This is a genomic window from Aeromonas sp. FDAARGOS 1405 (genome assembly GCF_019048265.1).
GTDB lineage: Bacteria > Pseudomonadota > Gammaproteobacteria > Enterobacterales > Aeromonadaceae > Aeromonas > Aeromonas veronii_A.
In genome coordinates, this window is sequence record NZ_CP077311.1 from 1,412,501 (window position 1) to 1,430,935 (window position 18,435).

Consider the following 18,435-nt stretch of genomic DNA (forward strand, 5'->3'; position numbering starts at 1 on the left):
TCCCAAAGTTCTGGTTAAGTGGGAAACGATGTGGGAAGGCTCAGACAGCTAGGATGTTGGCTTAGAAGCAGCCATCATTTAAAGAAAGCGTAATAGCTCACTAGTCGAGTCGGCCTGCGCGGAAGATGTAACGGGGCTCAAACCAGGCACCGAAGCCGCGGATTTGCACTTAGTGCAAGTGGTAGGGGAGCGTTCTGTAAGTCTGCGAAGGTGTATCGAGAGGTATGCTGGAGATATCAGAAGTGCGAATGCTGACGTAAGTAACGATAAAGGGGGTGAAAAGCCTCCTCGCCGGAAGACCAAGGGTTCCTGTCCAACGTTAATCGGGGCAGGGTGAGTCGACCCCTAAGGCGAGGCCGAAAGGCGTAGTCGATGGGAAGCAGGTTAATATTCCTGCACGACTTGTAATTGCGATGGGGGGACGGAGAAGGCTAGGTGGGCCAGGCGACGGTTGTCCTGGTGAAAGTGCGTAGGTGGTGTTTCCAGGCAAATCCGGAGACACAACACTGAGACACGAGACGAACGCACTACGGTGCGGAAGCCATTGATGCCCTGCTTCCAGGAAAAGCCTCTAAGCTTCAGATTACAAGTCATCGTACCCCAAACCGACACAGGTGGTCGGGTAGAGAATACCAAGGCGCTTGAGAGAACTCGGGTGAAGGAACTAGGCAAAATAGAACCGTAACTTCGGGAGAAGGTTCGCTCTTGATGGTGAAGTCCCTTGCGGATGGAGCTGTCGGGAGTCGCAGTGACCAGATGGCTGGGACTGTTTATCAAAAACACAGCACTCTGCAAACACGAAAGTGGACGTATAGGGTGTGACACCTGCCCGGTGCCGGAAGGTTAATTGATGGGGTTAGCGCAAGCGAAGCTCTTGATCGAAGCCCCGGTAAACGGCGGCCGTAACTATAACGGTCCTAAGGTAGCGAAATTCCTTGTCGGGTAAGTTCCGACCTGCACGAATGGTGTAACCATGGCCATGCTGTCTCCACCCGAGACTCAGTGAAATCGAATTCGCCGTGAAGATGCGGTGTACCCGCGGCTAGACGGAAAGACCCCGTGAACCTTTACTACAGCTTGGCACTGAACATTGAACCTACATGTGTAGGATAGGTGGGAGGCTTTGAAGGCGTGACGCCAGTTGCGCTGGAGCCGTCCTTGAAATACCACCCTTGTATGTTTGATGTTCTAACGCAGGGCCCTGAATCGGGCTCGCGGACAGTGCCTGGTGGGTAGTTTGACTGGGGCGGTCTCCTCCCAAAGAGTAACGGAGGAGCACGAAGGTTGGCTAATCCTGGTCGGACATCAGGAGGTTAGTGCAATGGCATAAGCCAGCTTAACTGCGAGACGGACAGGTCGAGCAGGTACGAAAGTAGGTCATAGTGATCCGGTGGTTCTGAATGGAAGGGCCATCGCTCAACGGATAAAAGGTACTCCGGGGATAACAGGCTGATACCGCCCAAGAGTTCATATCGACGGCGGTGTTTGGCACCTCGATGTCGGCTCATCACATCCTGGGGCTGAAGTCGGTCCCAAGGGTATGGCTGTTCGCCATTTAAAGTGGTACGCGAGCTGGGTTCAGAACGTCGTGAGACAGTTCGGTCCCTATCTGCCGTGGGCGTTGGATGATTGAAGGGAGTTGCTCCTAGTACGAGAGGACCGGAGTGAACGAACCTCTGGTGTTCGGGTTGTCACGCCAGTGGCACTGCCCGGTAGCTAAGTTCGGAATCGATAACCGCTGAAAGCATCTAAGCGGGAAGCGAGCCCTGAGATGAGTCATCCCTGACCCCTTGAGGGTCCTAAAGGGCCGTTGGAGACCACAACGTTGATAGGCGGGGTGTGTAAGTGCAGCGATGCATTGAGCTAACCCGTACTAATTACCCGTGAGGCTTAACCATACAACACCCAAGAAGTGTTCTAAGGCTTGTAGCAAACCTAAGCGAACTACTAATTCAATGATAATGACTCAGTCGTTATTCACGTCAGCTTTCTGGATTGAAGAATTTGCCTGGCGGCCATAGCGCCGTGGAACCACCTGATCCCATGCCGAACTCAGAAGTGAAACGCGGTAGCGCCGATGGTAGTGTGGCATTCGCCATGCGAGAGTAGGACACTGCCAGGCACCCAATTAAACGGTGATGTGAAGAATCACATCACTGGCTGCGAGGATGACACCTCAGAAAATGCAGCAGAAGATTTAGCGAAAGCTAACCGAATGCGGAGCGGTAGTTCAGTCGGTTAGAATACCGGCCTGTCACGCCGGGGGTCGCGGGTTCGAGTCCCGTCCGCTCCGCCACTAATTCGAAGGCCTTCCCGATTGGGAAGGCCTTTTTGCTATGGGCGATTTTCGCCCTGTGGCCCACAGATTTGTACGCAAGAACCAACACAAAGCCCAGTCTCACGACCGGGTTTTGATGTTTTTAGCGCGTTAAACCACCAATATCTGGCTGTTCCCTGCCAAGTAAGAGTGCCAGATAGAGGGCTATTTCCACCATTTTCTGGCTATATCAGAGCCTTATCAGTTTCATTCACAGCAATTTGAACGACTCTGCAGGGGGTCAAATCAGGCTTCTGTCGTTTGCCGACTACAGGGCAGTTCCATATTGACCACCCCCTCTTCCATTTGCACGTCGATCTTGAAGCCAAGCCGTTTGGCGAGGTTGACCATGCCGCGATTGCTGGGCATGGTCATGCCAGATAACTGGCCAATTCCCTGCTCTTTGGCGTAACGGATGATCTTCTCCATCATCAATTTGCCGAGGCCCACCCCTTTCAGGTCAGATCGCACCAGAATGGCAAACTCGGCATCGCTCAGGTCCGGGGTCGAGATAGCGCGTACCACGCCGAGGATTTGATCCTGCAGCTCGCCATCTTGCCCTACCGCTACGAAGGCCATCTCCCGGTCGTAATCGATCTGGGTCATGCGAGCCAGCTCTTCATGGCCCAGCTCGCCTACATCGGCGAAGAAGCGTTTGTACCTGTCTTCATCGGAGACCTGCAGCACGAACTGCTTGTGAGCAGGTTCATCTTCCGGCCGGATTGGGCGCAGCAGGATATGGCGCTGATCTTTAAGCCAAGCCCCCTCCTCCAGTTCGGTAGGATAGGGGCGGATCGCCAGTCGGTTGCTGGTCGGGATGGCGGGGTCAGCCAGTGTGAGGCTGGCATCCAGCACCACCATCTCTGCGCCGCACGCTTGCAGCGGGTGCAGGTCCAGCTCCTGAATTTCAGGAAAGGCGAGCAATAGCTCGGAGAGCTGGCAGAGCACTTGACCGAGGGCATCGATATCCAGTCGTTCCGGTGTGGCCTGCTCACGGATCTTGCGGCTCTTGAGTGCACCGATGATCTGGTAACGAGCCAGTGCCTGATTGAGCGGTGGCAAGGCTGCCACCATCTCCTGCGGTTCTGCGCCTGATTCCCCCAGCAGAATGACGGGGCCAAAGATGGCGTCTTGCTGGATCCGCACCCGCAGCTCCAGGCCGCCGCTGCGGCGAGCCATGCGTTGCACCAGCAAGCCTTCGATGCGGGCGCCCGGATCATGCTGTTTGACCCTGTCCAGAATGGCATCTGCGGCTTGCGCCACTTCGGCCGAGGTGCGCAGATTGAGCACCACGCCGTGTACGGCAGACTTGTGCAGGATATCGGGTGAGCGCAGTTTCACAGCTACCGGATAGCCGATCTGCTCTGCGGTCAGGGTCGCCTCGATGGCGTCGGTGACGATCCAGGTTGTCAGGGTCGAGAGACCTGCGGCTTGTAAAATTGGGTGCACCAGATGGGTATCCAATCTTAGCTGTTTGCGCTCCTGTGCTTGGCGGATCAGCTGCTGGCACAGCTCGACATTGAGCTGGTTGCCATGCAGGGATGCCGGGGTTTCCATCAACTGCTTCTGGTTGCGGCGGTATTCCACCATGTGCATGAAGGCGGCCATGGCGCTTTCCGGCGTGCGGTAGGTCGGGAAGCCCGCCTCGGTAAAGAGTTTACGCCCCTCCTGCACCGAGTATTCGCCCGCCCAGTTGGTGAGGATATTGAAACGGCGCGCTCTGGGATGCTGCTTCAGATGGGCGATAAGATGGCTTGCCAGCGGCGCGCTCGGTGCCGTGAGCGAGGGGGCGTGGATGATCAGGATGGCGTCGATGCCATCCTCCTGCAACACGTTGTCCAGCGCCTCCTGATAGGTGGTGATGGTCGCATCGCTGCCGATGTCGAGCGGCGGGCGAGCCAGCTTGCCGCCCCGCTCCAGCAGCACATCCACCGCCATATTGGCCAGCCCGCGGCCATTGGAGATGATGGCGAGCCGCTCCCCCTTGAGGGTCATGGAGTGACTCAAGGTTTCGACCGCGGCGAATAGTTCGTGGGTATCCCGCACCCGTAACATGCCGGCGCGGCGGATGGCGGCATCATAGACATTGTCGAGACCATGGGCCGGTTCGTGGCGCCCGCTTTTCAGTACCAGGATCGGCTTGTTGCGCGAGGCTGCCCGCGCTGCCGAGAGAAAGTGGCGGGCGTCGTGCAACTTGTCCATATAGATCAAGATGGCGCGGGTGACGCTGTCGCGGGAGAGCTGATCCAGCAGCTGGCCGAAGTCGATGTCGCAGTGATCGCCAAGGGAGATGAAGGCGGAGAAGCCCAGTTCATGCTGCTTGGCCCAATCCAGAATGGTGGTGCTGACGGCGGCGGATTGCGACAGAAAGGCGACCTGTCCCGGCTTGGCGGCAATGGGTGAAAAGCTGGCGTTGATCCCCTGGCCGGGCAGCAGCATCCCCATGCTGTTGGGGCCGAGCAGGCGAATGCCGTATTGCTGGCAGACCCGTTTCAGCTCCAGCCGCTCCTCGGGGGAAAAGTCGGCGGCCAGTATGATGGCTGCGCCCGTACCCTTTTGGCCGAGCGCTTCCAGCAACGGCAAGACCCGCTCCCGCCTAGTGCAGATGATGGCGAGATCCGGGGTCAGCGGCAGGCTGGCGATGTCGGGATAGGCCAGCACGCCAGCGATGGACTTGTTGCGCGGGGTGACGGGGAGGATGGGCCCTTTGAACTGGCCTGCCAGCAGGTGGCGCACGATCACATGACCCGCCTTGAGCGGGTCGGTCGAGGCGCCGATCACGGCGATTGAGTGGGGTTTGAACAGCCGATCCAGACCGCTTGCTTTCATGGGCACTCCCGACAAAAGGGGGAAGATACCAGTCTAATACGCCTTTGCTGCGGGTTCTGTGACCGGATCCTGATCACCGTTTGTTCAGGGCATTGGCACGCAGATAAAAGCGCAGTTCGCCTTGCACCCGGCGAATGGCTCCCAGGTGGCGTTCCTGTAGATAGATATCCTGCTCCCGATCGAGCGCTGTACTGGGCACGCCCATGCTCTGCAGATACTCGTCAAACAGGGTTGAACCCTTGATCTCTACCAGATGCTGTTTCATGGCTCTCCTCCCTGCGCCTTGGCGTTTGTTGATGAACGCCCAGTCTGCGATGACCTGCCGGGTTTGCCTATTGTCACTTTTGACATGAGATTTGACACGAGAGCGCTCACACATCTTGCAGAGAGGGCGCCGTTGAGGCGCTGGCTGGCGTTATAGTATGGCGAGGAGCACGAGGCACGGATGGTGCACAGGATGATCAGAGTTTGGTGGTGGTGCATGGCACTGTGGACGGTTGGCGTATCGGCAACCGAGCAGCCTATCCGCGCCTGGAATCTGCTGCTGGATCATCCCAACCCCGCCGTCGTCCAGTTGCTGCGGCTCTCTCTCGATCTCACCGTACCGGAGTATGGCCCCTACCAGCTGGTCCCCAGCCCCCAGATGGAGCAGGGGCGGGCGGTGAAGGAGCTGCGCAGCGGTGAGCTGGTTCAGATTGGTGTCTTTGCCCCCGATGGTGAGCGAGAGCGGGAGTTGCTGGCAATCCACATTCCGCTGGCCAAGGGGCTGCTCGGCTGGCGGGTGTGTCTGGTTCGGCAGGGGGATGAGGGGCGTTTTGCCGCGATCGAGTCGTTGGCGGACTGGCATCGCGCCGGGCTCTCCATCGGTCAGCACAGATCCTGGCCAGACACCCAGTTGCTGCGGGCTAACGGCCTCAAGGTGACGGTGGGCAATCTTTATGAGGCGCTTTTCAACATGCTGCGCAAGAAGCGTTTTGACTGCTTCCTGCGCTCGGTCATCGAGATCGAGGATGAACTCAGGCAGCACCCGGATCTGGCCATCGAGCCTCGTCTGGTATTTCGCTATCCGCTAGCGCTGCTCTTCTTTGTCTCGCCCAACTATCCGGAGCTGGCGCAGCGTATCGAGCTCGGCCTGCAGCGGGCACGGCAATCGGGCGCTTTTGATCGGGTTTTTGAAGAGGGATTTGGCAGCACCATTCGGCGGCTAAAACTGGATGAGCGGGTGCGCCTCGAGCTGCACAATCCCGACCTGCCGTTGCCCAGTCGCGTCATGATGGCTGATCCGGCACTCATCTATAAACCGGTGTCAGCGCAGTGAACCCTGATTCTGCGCGGTATCCCAGAAGGCGCGGATCAATGGCTCCTCCAGCCGCTTCTTGAGTACCCCGATCCCCACATCAAATGGCTTGAAGGCGGGCTTGAGGTCGATGATCCGTACCTTGTCGCCGAGCGGGCTGTGGTCGATCACCGCCGCCGGTACCAGCCCCACGCCACAGCCGAGCGCCACCATGGCGACAATCCCCTCGTTCCCCGCCACTTCGGCATAGATGTTGGGGGCTATCCCCTTGTTGCGAAACCACTGATCGCTGCGTTTACGGGCCAGTCCCTGCTCGGAGAGGATGACTGGCAGCTGCTCCCAATCCGGCTCCCCTTGACGGAACCACTGGTTCAGCTGCGGGGCATTGCGCGGCGCGATGAAGACCAGCGGCACCAGCTGCAGGCTGGCAAATTCGAGTTTGGCCGGCAGGGCATCGGGGCGGGCGGCGATAGCGAGATCGGCCTCGTCGGCCAGGATCTTGTCCACCGCCAGCGCCGGGTCGCCGGTCTCCAGCTTGATCTCCAGCTGGGGGTAGCGGCGGCGAAAGCGCTCCAGCACCTCGGGCAGCAGAAAGTAGCTGGCAGTGACCGAGCAGAACACGCGCAGCCGTCCCTGCAGTGGTTCATCGCTGCGTTTGAGCTCCTGCTTGAGCTGACGCCACTCCTGCAACAGGCCGCCGCCAAACTCCCGCAGCTTCTCACCGGCGGGGGTGAGCCGCACCGAGCGGTTATCTCGCTCGAACAGGATACAGCCGGTCTCCTGCTCCAGTCGCTGGATGGCGCGACTCAGGGTGGAGGGGCTGACCGCCATGGCATCGGCACTCTTGCCGAAGTGGAGGGAGTCGGCGAGGTGGAGAAACAGCTCGAGATTGCGAAGGTCCATCTTTCAGCTCCTGGCGCGGCATATGTGCCCGATATCCAGCGGTTGGCGGCTTGTTTCTGCCATCTCGCGGTACATTCAGCAGGCAATTATGAAGGGTGGTTGTTTCAGTTATTGCAACGTACTGTTTCGAATATATCAGTTCAGGCAATAAGTGTCCCGCGCTATAGTGGTTCAGACAACGCCGCTACCCGGCATGGAATCAATCGAACGGAGCAATCACCATGGCTAACTATTTCAACACCTTGAACCTGCGTCAGCAGTTGGCCCAACTGGGCAAGTGTCGTTTCATGCAGCGCGAAGAGTTCGCGGACGGCTGCAACGTGCTGAAGGGCAAGAAGGTGGTGATTGTGGGCTGTGGTGCCCAGGGTCTGAACCAGGGTCTGAACATGCGCGACTCCGGGCTGGATATCTCCTACGCCCTGCGCAAGGCCGCCATCACCGAGAAGCGCGCCTCATGGCAGAAAGCCACCGACAACGGCTTCGCGGTCGGCACCTATGAAGAGCTGATCCCGACCGCCGATCTGGTGCTCAACCTGACCCCGGACAAACAGCACTCCGACGTCGTCAAAACCGTGATGCCGCTGATGAAGCAGGGCGCTGCATTGGGCTACTCCCACGGTTTCAATGTGGTGGAAGAGGGTCAGCAGATCCGCTCCGATATCACCGTCGTGATGGTGGCGCCCAAGTGCCCGGGCACCGAGGTACGTGAAGAGTACAAGCGCGGCTTCGGTGTACCGACCCTGATCGCCGTTCACCCGGAGAACGATCCCAAGGGCGAAGGCATGGCCATCGCCAAGGCGTGGGCCTCTGCCACCGGTGGCGACCGTGCCGGCGTGCTGGAGTCCTCCTTCGTAGCGGAAGTGAAATCTGACCTGATGGGCGAGCAGACCATCCTCTGCGGCATGCTGCAAGCAGGTTCCCTGCTCTGCTACGACAAACTTGTTGCCGAAGGCACCGACCCGGCCTACGCCGGCAAGTTGATCCAGTTTGGTTGGGAGACCATCACCGAAGCCCTGAAACAGGGTGGCATCAGCCTGATGATGGACCGCCTCTCCAACCCGGCCAAGCTGCGCGCTTTCGAGCTCTCCGAGCAGCTCAAGACCCTGATGCGCCCGCTGTTCGAGAAGCATATGGACGACATCATCGCCGGTGAGTTCTCCCGCGGCATGATGGCCGATTGGGCCGAAGATGACGTCAAGCTGTTCACCTGGCGTGAAGAGACCGGTAAATCCGCCTTCGAAAATGCCCCGGCGTTTGCAGGCAAGATTGCCGAGCAGGAGTACTTCGACAATGGCGTGGTGATGGTGGCCATGGTCAAGGCGGGTGTCGAGCTGGCGTTCGAGACCATGGTGGCTTCCGGTATCTACGAGGAGTCCGCCTACTACGAATCCCTTCACGAGTTGCCGCTGATCGCCAACACAGTTGCCCGCAAGCGTCTGTACGAGATGAACGTGGTCATCTCCGACACCGCCGAGTACGGCAACTACCTGTTCGCCAACGCCGCCGTGCCCTTGCTGCGCGAGCACTTCATGCCGACCCTGAAGGCGGGTGATCTGGGTGCCAGCAAGGCGGAAGGGCAGAGCGTGGATAACCTGGCGCTGCTGGCGGCTAACGAAGCGACCCGCAACCATCCGATCGAAAAAATCGGTCAGGTACTGCGTGGCTACATGAAGGACATGAAACGCATCGCTGTTGGCGGTTAAGCCTGCATCGGGCTGGATGATGAAGGGGCGGGGATGACGATCCCCGTCGCCGGTCGGACTGGACACCCGACCGGCTAGCCAGAAAAATCAGCCTGACAATCATAAAAAAGCCCCGCTCATCGAGCGGGGCTTTTGCATTCAGAAAGGTCTGATAAATCAGGCTTTCCACGCTTTCCAGGTGTTGATCAGACCGTTGGTGGAGCAGTCGTGGCTGGTGACAGCCTCGTTGTTGCCCAGCTCCGGCAGGATCTTGTTGGCCAGCTGTTTGCCCAGCTCCACACCCCACTGGTCGAAGGAGAAGATGTTCCAGATTGCGCCCTGTACGAAAATCTTGTGCTCGTACATGGCGATCAGGGCACCCAGGGTTTTCGGGGTCAGGCTCTTGAACAGGATGGAGTTGGTCGGGCGGTTGCCTTCGAACACCTTGAACGGCACCAGATCCTTGACCTGCTCCAGGGTTTTGCCTGCCGCCAGGAACTCGGCTTCAACCTCTTCCTTGCTCTTGCCGAAGGCCAGTGCCTCGGTCTGGGCGAAGAAGTTGGCCAGCAGTTTCGGGTGGTGATCACCGATCGGGTTGTGGCTGATGGCCGGCGCCAGGAAGTCACAGGGGATCAGCTTGGTGCCCTGATGGATCAGCTGGTAGAAAGCGTGCTGGCCGTTGGTGCCCGGCTCACCCCAGATGATGGGGCCGGTCTGGTAGTCAACCGGCTTGCCGTTGCGATCCACGTACTTGCCGTTGGATTCCATGTTGCCCTGCTGGAAGTAGGCAGGGAAGCGGTGCATGTACTGATCGTACGGCAGGATGGCTTCGGACTCGGCACCGTAGAAGTTGTTGTACCACAGGCCAATCAGCGCCAGCAGCACCGGCACGTTCTGCTCATAGGAGGCAGTGGCGAAGTGCATATCCATCTCGAAGGCGCCTTGCAGCAGGGCTTCAAAGTTCTCGAAACCGACAGACAGGGCGATGGGCATGCCGATGGCAGACCAGGAGGAGTAGCGGCCGCCAACCCAGTCCCAGAACTCGAACATGTTGTTGGTGTCGATACCGAACTCGGCCACGGCCTTGCCGTTGGTGGAGAGGGCAGCGAAGTGTTTGGCAACGTGGGCCTTGTCACCGGCGATATTGATGAACCAGTCGCGAGCGGTCAGGGCGTTGGTCATGGTCTCCTGGGTGGTGAAGGTCTTGGAGGCCACCAGGAACAGGGTGGTTTCCGGATCGATCTTCTTCAGGGTTTCGGCGATGTGGGTGCCATCGACGTTGGAGACGAAGTGCATCTGCAGGTGGTTTTTGTAGGGACGCAGAGCCTCGGTGATCATCACAGGGCCCAGGTCAGAGCCACCGATACCGATGTTGACCACGTGCTGGATCGCTTTGCCGGTGTAGCCTTTCCACTCGCCGGAGATGATCTTCTCGCAGAAGCCCTTCATCTTGGCCAGTACGGCGTTCACTTCCGGCATCACATCCTTGCCGTCGCACTCGATGGGGCGGTCGGAGCGGTTGCGCAGGGCCACGTGCAGTACGGATCGCCCTTCGGTCATGTTGATCTTGTCGCCATTGAACATGGCATCGATCGCGCTGCGAAGATCGGTCTCTTTGGCCAGATCAACCAGCAACTTGAGGGTTTCTTCGGTGATCAGGTTCTTCGAGTAATCAACCAGGATGTCGCCGCCGAAGGTGAGGGAAAACTTGTCAAAGCGCTTCGGGTCCTGTGCGAACAGATCCTTGAGTCGGGTCTCTTTGTTTGCTGCAAAGTGGGCTTCCAGTGCCTGCCAGGCCTGGGTTTGGGTTGGATTGATGTTTTTCATAGGATTCCTGAAATGCCAAGTTGTGTTTGAACCTTGCAGGCAAGGTCCCGCCAAACCTTATTATCCGAGCATTATAGCGAGCCGGCTGGGCGGCCCGTGTAACAGAGTTTTACCGATTGTCTTTTACCGCAATGGGGCAACCGTCGGGAGTATACAACCAGAACATCGGGATTATGAGTCACGAAAGCAAGGGGGATCTTGCGCTCGCTCATGATTGGGGCTGGCCCGCAGCTCTGAAATTGTTTTCATTCAGCCGGCCTGATTATGCAGCGGATGGCGTGCCAGAAATGACAATGCCAGCCCGAAGGCTGGCATTGTGGGTTGCTGCTTTACCGCGATCATGCCTGCGGTTTTTGCATGTGCATCACCATCTGCGGGAAGGGAATTTCGATCCCTTCGGCATCAAAGGTGAGTTTCACCTTCTCGTGGAAGTCGAACCAGACACCCCAGTAGTCGCCGGTCTTGACCCACGGGCGCACCACGATATTGACCGAGGAGTCGGCCAGCGCGGCGACGGCGATGGTAGCGGCCGGATCCTTCAGGATGCGCGGCTCTTCGTTCACCAGACGCTCAAGGATCTGCTTGGCCTTGCGCAGGTCGGAGCCGTAGCCGATACCGAAGGTCATGTCGACGCGGCGGGTATCCATGCGGGAGTAGTTGACGATGGTGCCGTTGAGGATGGCGGAGTTCGGAACTACCACCATCTTGTTGTCACCGGAGGTGAGGGTGGTGGTGAATAGCTGAACGGATTGCACCACGCCAGACGTGCCTGCCACTTCGATAAACTCGCCCGCCTTGATGGGGCGGAAGATGATCAGCAGGAAGCCAGCGGCAAAGTTGGAGAGCGAGCCTTGCAGCGCCAGACCGATGGCCAGACCGGCGGCACCGATAATGGCGACGAAGGAGGCGGTCTGGACGCCGACCCGGCCCAGCGCGGCGATCACCACGAACACCAGGATGGCGTATTTGAGGATGCTGCCAACGAAGTGGGTGACAGTGGTGTCGAGCTTGCGCGCCTGCATCACTTTTACCACGCCACCGCTGAGCAGATTGGCTGCGATATAGCCGACCAGCAGGGTGAGCAGGGCGGCCGCGATGTTGACGGCATACTCGATCAGCAGGCCCTGGTTATTGACCAGCCAGGTCTGCGCTTCGGTAATGATTTCGGGTTCCATAGGATGTCCTTTCGGGTGCTAAAGGTTTATGGCGCATGAATCTAACATCGCAGCGCGACAGTCCGGGTCGCATCTGGTGCTTATTTTACTGCCATAAAAAACTGCCACAAAAAAGAAGGGAGGCCAAGGCCTCCCTTCTTCAAGCTAGGTGAAAAGCGCTGCCGATCAACTTTGTAGCAGTTGACTGCGAATAAATTGCCACTGATCCTCAAAGCCGGCGGTGGGCTTGAGCTTGAACTCGGAGCGGACGAACTGACTGATGCGACCTTCGGTGTAGGCCAGCAGCAGATTGGCCAGCATGGTCTCATCGAGCTGGAAGCCCTGACCCTCGCGCAGTCGCTTCTCGCGCAGCACCTGTTTGATCTGGGTCTCCAGCTTGTCGAACAGGATGCTGATGCGGTCTCGCAACCGGTCATGCTCCCCCAGCAGGGCATCGCCGTTGAGGATGCGGGTAATGCCGGGATTGCGCTCGGCGAACACCAGCAGCAACTGCAGGATGTGGTGGCAGCGCGCCATGGTGTCTTTCTCTTCCGCCATGATCAGATTGACCCGTGACAGCAGGGAATCCTCGATAAAGTCGATCAGCCCCTCGAACATCCGCGCCTTGCTGGGAAAGTGTCGATAGAGGGCAGCTTCAGATACGCCGACCTCGGCCGCCAGACGGGCCGTGGTGATACGCTGCCCCGGACTGGTTTCCAGCATATGGGCGAGCGCCTGCAGGATCTGATCGCGCCGACTCTGTTTCTGATTACTGCTTGCCATGGATTCCCCTAAAAAAACAATGGCTTGATTCTGTTATTAGGCACCGCCCATCAGGTTGGTGTGGTCTGTTATTGACGACCGGAAGAACCAAAACCGCCTTCGCCCCGTTCGCTCTGGTTGAACTCATCGACCAGTTGGAAGGTGGCCTGAACCACCGGCATGATTACCAGCTGGGCGATACGCTCGCCGGGTTGCATGGTGAACTCATCCTTGCCGCGGTTCCAGACCGAGACCATCAGCTGACCCTGATAGTCGGAATCGATCAGACCGACCAAGTTGCCCAGCACGATGCCGTGCTTATGGCCAAGGCCGGAGCGGGGCAGAATGGTGGCACACAGACCCGGATCCTGAATGTGAATAGCCAGACCGGTCGGTACCAGAGTGGTATCGCCCGGAGCCAGAGTCAGCGGCGCATCCAGCAGGGCACGCAGATCCATGCCGGCAGAGCCGGGAGTGGCGTAGGCGGGCAGCGGGTACTCGGTACCGATACGGGCATCCAGAATCTTCAGTTCAATTTGTGTTGTCATGAATCGCTTTTTCAGTTGGATCTTGTGTTGGCGCCCATCTTGGCAAGGCGGGGCGCCGTGAGTCTTGTTCTTTCGGGGCGCTTAGCGCCGATAGTGACACGCAATCAGGGCAACCAGATGACGGGCCAGCGTCAGCTTGTCGGCCAGCGGCAGAGGCGCCTGGCCCCCTTGCCAGAACACGGTCAGGGCGTTGTCATCGGCGTTGAAGCCTTGCCCCTCGCGGGATACATCGTTGGCGGCGATCATGTCCAACCGCTTTCGCTGCAATTTATCGAGGGCGTATTGTTCCACATCCACGGTTTCGGCGGCAAATCCGACAGTGAAGGGTTTGTCTGGAAGGGCGCCGACGGCAGCAATGATGTCGGGATTTTTCACCAGCTTCACCACCATCTGATCGTTGTCACCGGTCTTCTTGATCTTCTGGCTGGCGACCTGCTCGGGGCGGTAGTCGGCCACCGCAGCGCAACCGATGAAGAGATCGCATTCTCCCACCCGGCTCATCACCGCCTGATGCATCTGTTCGGCGCTCTCGACATCAATGCGGGTGACGCCCACAGGTGTAGCCAGCGTTACCGGGCCGCTCACCAGCGTCACCTCGGCGCCCGCTTCACGAGCGGCGCGGGCGATGGCAAAGCCCATCTTGCCGGAGCTGTGGTTGCTGATGTAGCGCACCGGATCGAGCGCCTCGCGGGTCGGACCGGCGGTCAGCAGTAGCTTGACGCCCGCCAGCAAGGGCTCGGCGGCCAGCTGCTGGCAGCAGCGCTCCACCAGTTCGAGGGGATCCAGCATCCGGCCCGGGCCCACATCGCCACAGGCCTGGCTGCCGGAGTCCGGCCCCCACAGCAGGACGCCGCGGCTGGCCAGGGTCTTGAGATTGGCTTGGGTGGCTGCGTTGAGGTACATCTGCTGGTTCATGGCGGGCGCCAGGGCGACCGGTGCCGGGGTGGCCAGACAGAGGGTGGTGAGCAGTTCGTCGGCCATGCCGGCCGCCATACGCGCCATCAGGTTGGCGCTGGCGGGGGCGATCAATACCAGATCGGCCCACTTGGCCAGCTCGATATGGCCCATGCCCGCTTCGGCAGCCGGATCCAGCAGGCTGTCCGCCACCGGATGGCCGGAGACCGCCTGCAGGGTCAGTGGCGTGATGAACTCCTTAGCGGAGCGGGTCATCACCACCCGCACCTCGGCACCCTGATCTTTCAGACGGCGTACCAGCTCGGCACTCTTGTAGGCGGCGATCCCGCCGCTGACACCCAACAGGATGCGTTTATCGGCCAATCTCATCTGCTGTTTCTCTATCCGGCTCACTTTGACTGGTCGGCTAAGATACCACAGGCAGGGGATGACGACAGGGGTTGGCATCAAGGGGTTGTGGCGGGGAACACGCAAATATTTGCTATGTTTTTCCTCAACAGGGAGAGAGGAGAGACAAATGAGCATCAAGGAGTGGCCGGAAGATGAACGTCCCAGAGAGAAGCTGCTGCGACAGGGGCCGACGGTGCTCAGCGATGCCGAGCTGCTTGCCATCTTCCTGCGTACCGGCGTCAATGGCCTGAGTGCGGTCGATCTCTCCCGTAACCTGTTGAATCAGTTCGGATCGCTGCGCAATCTGCTGGGTGCGGATCAGCGCGCTTTCTGCGAGGCCCACGGCCTTGGCCCGGCCAAATATGCCCAGTTGCAGGCGGTGCTGGAGATGGCCAAACGCCATCTGGCGCAGCAGTTGCAAAGGGGTGATGCCCTCACCTCGCCCCAGCTGACCCGCGACTATTTGCAAGCCCAGCTGCGGGATCGGCCGCGCGAAGTGTTTGCCCTGCTGCTGCTCGACAATCAGCACAGAGTCATTCAATTTGTTGAGCTTTTTTACGGCACAATCGACTCGGCGAGCGTCTGGCCAAGAGAAATCGTGCAGATCGCGCTCAAACATAATGCAGCCGCGGTGATTCTGGCGCATAATCACCCGTCCGGCGTCGCCGAGCCCAGTAGGGCCGACCGCCAGATCACGGATCGGATCACGGCCGCTTTGGCCCTGATCGATATCAGAGTGCTGGATCACTTGGTGATCGGTGATGGCATCACGGTTTCTTTTGCCGAGCGCGGTTGGCTATAACTGTGCTCTGGCACCGTATTAGTTGATCTTTGATCACGGATGCTGTATAAAATGCCGCCTTCTGTTTGCCCCGCAATCGAAGGCCAGCGGGGCAGATATTTGCTCGAGCAATGAAGTAAGATTTGGAGAGACTGACATGTCTAGAGTATGCCAAGTAACCGGCAAGCGCCCGGCAGTTGGTAACAACCGTTCGCACGCTAACAACGCTACCAAGCGTCGTTTCCTGCCGAACCTGCACACTCACCGTTTCTGGGTTGAGAGTGAAAAACGCTTCGTAAGCCTGCGCGTATCCGCAAAAGGCATGCGTATCATCGACAAGCGTGGCGTTGAAGTGGTTCTGGCTGAACTGCGCGCCAGCGGTGTTAAGGTATAAGGAATTAGATCATGGCTAAAGGTATTCGCGAGAAAATTCGCCTGAACTCCAGCGCCGGTACTGGTCACTTCTATACCACTACCAAAAACAAGCGCACCATGCCCGAAAAAATGGAAATCAAAAAGTTTGATCCCGTTGTTCGTCAGCATGTGATCTACAAGGAAGGCAAAATCAAGTAATTACTTGATGCTGCATTCCCAAAAACCCGGCCTTGTGCCGGGTTTTTTTATGCGCCGAATTCAGTACACTGCCGGTTCAAAGGGAGGCTTGCCATGTTCAAACTGAGCCGCAAAGGCTGGAACAACGTGATCATCGTGGTGGTACTGATCGTGATCACCCTGCTGCACCGGCTGGAGCTGGCCCAGCAGGAGAACAGCGCCAAACGCGCGCGTCCGCTGCTGCCGGAGGATGCGGTGGTGCTTACCTGGCAGGGGCCGAGCTGGCAGATTGAACGGATCGGTCAGGGCTGGCGCAGTGGGCCGGATCTGGGGCTCGACAGCAAGCAGCTGGCGGCTCATATCGCACGCTGGCAGGGCTGGCTGCTGCCACCCGGCGAAGCGGTACGCGGTGCCCCCGTTACCCTCAGGGTGTGGATTGCCGGCCAGAACGATCCGGTCGAGATCGGCCTCTATCAGAACAGCGGTCAGTATGGTGCCCAGCTGCCGTCCGGTCTCTGGCTCGCCCTCACTGCCGAGCAGTATCGCGATCTGCTGCGTCCTGCCCCCTGATTTCCTTTTCCTTGCGAGGTGCCCATGCCTGAATTGCCAGAAGTTGAAGTCAGCCGTCAGGGGATCTCTCCCTGGCTCACCGGTATCAAGGTGACACGCGTGGTGGTGCGGGATGGCCGCCTGCGCTGGCCGATCCCCGGTGAGATTCAGGAGCTGGTGGACCTCACCATCCATCGGGTGCGCCGCCGTGCCAAATACCTGCTGCTGGAGACCGATTTCGGCACCGCCATCCTCCATCTGGGGATGTCCGGCAGCCTGCGGGTACTGGATATCGGCACCCCGGCCGAGAAGCACGACCACGTGGATATCGAGCTGGAGAATGGCAAGCTGCTGCGGCTCAACGATCCGCGCCGCTTCGGTGCCCTGTTGTGGACCCGTGAACCGGCCGAAGCCCACGCGCTGCTCGCCAAGCTGGGGCCAGAGCCGCTCACCGATGCCTTCAATGCCGATTACCTGCAGGGGCGCGCCAAGGGGCGCAGTACTGCAATCAAGCAGTTCCTGATGGACAATCAGGTGGTGGTCGGGGTGGGCAACATCTACGCCAACGAGGCGCTCTATGCCGCCGGCATTCACCCCAAGCGGGCGGCGGGTACTATCAGTGCCAAACGGCTGGGAACCCTGGTGGCAGAGATAAAGCGGGTACTGGCCGAGGCGATTCGTCAGGGCGGCACCACCCTCAAGGACTTCACCAGCGCCGATGGCAAGCCGGGCTATTTCGTGCAGCAGTTGCAGGTCTATGGCCGTGGCGGGCAGCCCTGTTTCCACTGTCACACCCTGCTGACCGAGATCAGAATGGGGCAGCGCACCACGGTTTTTTGCACTCATTGCCAGCGCTGAGCGTACTTTTTTCCCCGATCCGGGGGAAGTTGTAACAGCATATTTCCAGGCTGTTGAATATTTGCGCAGTCATCACTAGTATCTGCGGCCGTTCAGGCGGTTTGAGAACTAGAAATGACTTTAAAATCAATAGACTGGGAATATCTATCCCAGCAAGAGCGCTATTGCGCCAAGAAAATGGCCCGCTTCCTCTACCCCGAGGGGTGCGAGCGCCAAACCTTCAATCGCGGCAAGTTCGTGCTTCGCAGTCTGCTCTATCGCAAGTCGCTAAGCCGGGTCTTCAATCTGTTCCGGTGCGAGTCGCTCAAAGCGCTGCCGGCCATTTATCCCGAGCTGCTCGACAAGCCGATGCGTCCCTATCGCTTCGCTAGCGCCAGTGCCCGCCAGCGGGTCGAGATGCTTGAAAACCACTACCGGTTGCTGCTGGAGTGCTACCCGCAACTGATCGAGCGGCTCTATCTGGGTGAGGGGATCTCGCTGGGGCACTATCCCCAGAGCGGCTGTCGCATTCTGCTGCGCCATGATGGCACTTTTCGCCGCGAGGCCGAGCTGGCACTCTCCATCGTCAACAATGAGGAGCAACGCCTTTACAGCTGTGCGTTCTCGCTGGCGGGCAGTGCGGAACGTCTGATGCTGATGATCGGCTCCATGCAAGGGCCGGAGCCTGCGGTCGACAATGCCCAGGATCGGGTGCGTGAGCTGACCAAAGAGGGACACGGCCTGCGGCCCAAATCCTTGCTGGTGCAACTGGTGCTGCAACTGGCGCAGAGCATGGGGGCGGCGGAGGTGCTGGCGGTGCGCAAGCAGGCCCACGTGTTTCAGGCCAGGCGCTACAGCAGCAAGCAGAAAGCCAACCTGCAGGCCGATTATGACGAGCTGTGGCAGGAGTTCGACGCTCGTGATGTGGATGCCAACTTCGTCGCCCTGCAAGCTCAGCCGCGCAAGCCGCTGGAGGAGATCGCCTCCAAGAAGCGGGCCATGTACCGGCGCCGCTACGAGTGGCTCGATCTGCTGGTGCAGGAGATGAGCGAGCAGTTTGCTCGTGAGTAACCGGCAAGCAGGTGGACCTCT

16 protein-coding genes, 1 tRNA gene and 2 rRNA genes (1 of these 19 running past the window's edge) are annotated in these 18,435 nt (G+C 59.1%); 11 read left to right on the forward strand and 8 right to left on the reverse strand.

Annotation, left to right across the window (positions count from 1 at the left end):
• From I6L35_RS06660 to I6L35_RS06670, 3 genes are all read left to right on the forward strand, one after another.
• Positions 1-1,898, forward strand: a 23S ribosomal RNA gene (locus tag I6L35_RS06660); it begins 991 nt to the left of the window's first position.
• A 109-nt stretch (positions 1,899-2,007) separates the two neighbouring features.
• Positions 2,008-2,122 (forward strand): 5S ribosomal RNA (gene rrf / locus I6L35_RS06665).
• 97 nt (positions 2,123-2,219) lie between these two features.
• Positions 2,220-2,296 (forward strand) — tRNA-Asp (locus tag I6L35_RS06670).
• Positions 2,297-2,563: 267 nt separating this feature from the next.
• Here I6L35_RS06670 and I6L35_RS06675 read toward each other — a convergent pair.
• On the reverse strand, positions 2,564-5,146 hold the full coding sequence (locus I6L35_RS06675) for a bifunctional acetate--CoA ligase family protein/GNAT family N-acetyltransferase (protein WP_216979841.1): 2,583 nt from the start codon (positions 5,144-5,146) through the stop codon (positions 2,564-2,566).
• Positions 5,147-5,219: 73 nt separating this feature from the next.
• Positions 5,220-5,411: a hypothetical protein gene (locus tag I6L35_RS06680; protein WP_005339486.1), complete on the reverse strand. Its 192-nt coding sequence runs from the start codon at positions 5,409-5,411 to the stop codon at positions 5,220-5,222.
• 192 nt (positions 5,412-5,603) lie between these two features.
• Between I6L35_RS06680 and I6L35_RS06685 the strand changes: the two genes are divergently transcribed.
• Positions 5,604-6,464 carry a transporter substrate-binding domain-containing protein gene (locus I6L35_RS06685; RefSeq protein ID WP_216979842.1) on the forward strand — a complete coding sequence of 287 codons (861 nt, stop codon included), beginning with the start codon at positions 5,604-5,606 and terminating at the stop codon, positions 6,462-6,464.
• Here I6L35_RS06685 and ilvY read toward each other — a convergent pair.
• Entirely contained in the window at positions 6,453-7,346 is an 894-nt protein-coding gene (ilvY, locus tag I6L35_RS06690) for an HTH-type transcriptional activator IlvY (RefSeq protein WP_005342097.1), read from the reverse strand. The genes I6L35_RS06685 and ilvY overlap by 12 nt on opposite strands.
• Positions 7,347-7,567: 221 nt before the next feature.
• Here ilvY and ilvC point away from each other — a divergent pair, with 221 nt between their 5' ends.
• The gene (gene ilvC / locus I6L35_RS06695; RefSeq protein WP_005355979.1) at positions 7,568-9,049 is read left to right on the forward strand and encodes a ketol-acid reductoisomerase; all 1,482 of its coding nucleotides are present in this window, start codon (positions 7,568-7,570) and stop codon (positions 9,047-9,049) included.
• Positions 9,050-9,205: 156 nt separating this feature from the next.
• On the opposite strand, the gene pgi is transcribed toward ilvC, so the two are convergent.
• From pgi to coaBC, 5 genes are all read right to left on the reverse strand, one after another.
• Positions 9,206-10,855 carry a glucose-6-phosphate isomerase gene (gene pgi / locus I6L35_RS06700; protein ID WP_005339491.1) on the reverse strand — a complete coding sequence of 550 codons (1,650 nt, stop codon included), beginning with the start codon at positions 10,853-10,855 and terminating at the stop codon, positions 9,206-9,208.
• A 338-nt stretch (positions 10,856-11,193) separates the two neighbouring features.
• Complete coding sequence (locus tag I6L35_RS06705) at positions 11,194-12,030, reverse strand: mechanosensitive ion channel domain-containing protein (protein WP_041210774.1); 837 nt, start codon at positions 12,028-12,030, stop codon at positions 11,194-11,196.
• 165 nt (positions 12,031-12,195) lie between these two features.
• Complete coding sequence (slmA, locus tag I6L35_RS06710) at positions 12,196-12,792, reverse strand: nucleoid occlusion factor SlmA (RefSeq protein ID WP_005339495.1); 597 nt, start codon at positions 12,790-12,792, stop codon at positions 12,196-12,198.
• Between the two features lie 68 nt (positions 12,793-12,860).
• The gene (gene dut, locus I6L35_RS06715) at positions 12,861-13,319 is read right to left on the reverse strand and encodes a dUTP diphosphatase (protein WP_216979843.1); all 459 of its coding nucleotides are present in this window, start codon (positions 13,317-13,319) and stop codon (positions 12,861-12,863) included.
• Between the two features lie 81 nt (positions 13,320-13,400).
• Entirely contained in the window at positions 13,401-14,603 is a 1,203-nt protein-coding gene (coaBC, locus tag I6L35_RS06720; protein WP_216979844.1) for a bifunctional phosphopantothenoylcysteine decarboxylase/phosphopantothenate--cysteine ligase CoaBC, read from the reverse strand.
• A 148-nt stretch (positions 14,604-14,751) separates the two neighbouring features.
• Between coaBC and radC the strand changes: the two genes are divergently transcribed.
• The 6 genes from radC (at position 14,752) to I6L35_RS06750 (ending at position 18,414) form a co-directional block, all read left to right on the forward strand.
• On the forward strand, positions 14,752-15,426 hold the full coding sequence (radC, locus tag I6L35_RS06725) for a DNA repair protein RadC (protein ID WP_033113596.1): 675 nt from the start codon (positions 14,752-14,754) through the stop codon (positions 15,424-15,426).
• 136 nt (positions 15,427-15,562) lie between these two features.
• A complete protein-coding gene (gene rpmB / locus I6L35_RS06730; RefSeq protein ID WP_005307492.1) occupies positions 15,563-15,799 on the forward strand; it encodes a 50S ribosomal protein L28 in 237 nt (78 codons plus the stop codon).
• Positions 15,800-15,810: 11 nt separating this feature from the next.
• Positions 15,811-15,978, forward strand: coding sequence for a 50S ribosomal protein L33 (rpmG, locus tag I6L35_RS06735; RefSeq protein ID WP_005307500.1), 168 nt, complete (start codon positions 15,811-15,813; stop codon positions 15,976-15,978).
• A gap of 93 nt (positions 15,979-16,071) precedes the next feature.
• Complete coding sequence (locus tag I6L35_RS06740) at positions 16,072-16,527, forward strand: hypothetical protein (RefSeq protein WP_216979845.1); 456 nt, start codon at positions 16,072-16,074, stop codon at positions 16,525-16,527.
• 24 nt (positions 16,528-16,551) lie between these two features.
• Positions 16,552-17,364, forward strand: coding sequence for a bifunctional DNA-formamidopyrimidine glycosylase/DNA-(apurinic or apyrimidinic site) lyase (gene mutM, locus I6L35_RS06745; protein ID WP_216979846.1), 813 nt, complete (start codon positions 16,552-16,554; stop codon positions 17,362-17,364).
• A gap of 114 nt (positions 17,365-17,478) precedes the next feature.
• Positions 17,479-18,414: a VirK/YbjX family protein gene (locus I6L35_RS06750; protein ID WP_254204538.1), complete on the forward strand. Its 936-nt coding sequence runs from the start codon at positions 17,479-17,481 to the stop codon at positions 18,412-18,414.
• Positions 18,415-18,435: the final 21 nt, after the last annotated feature.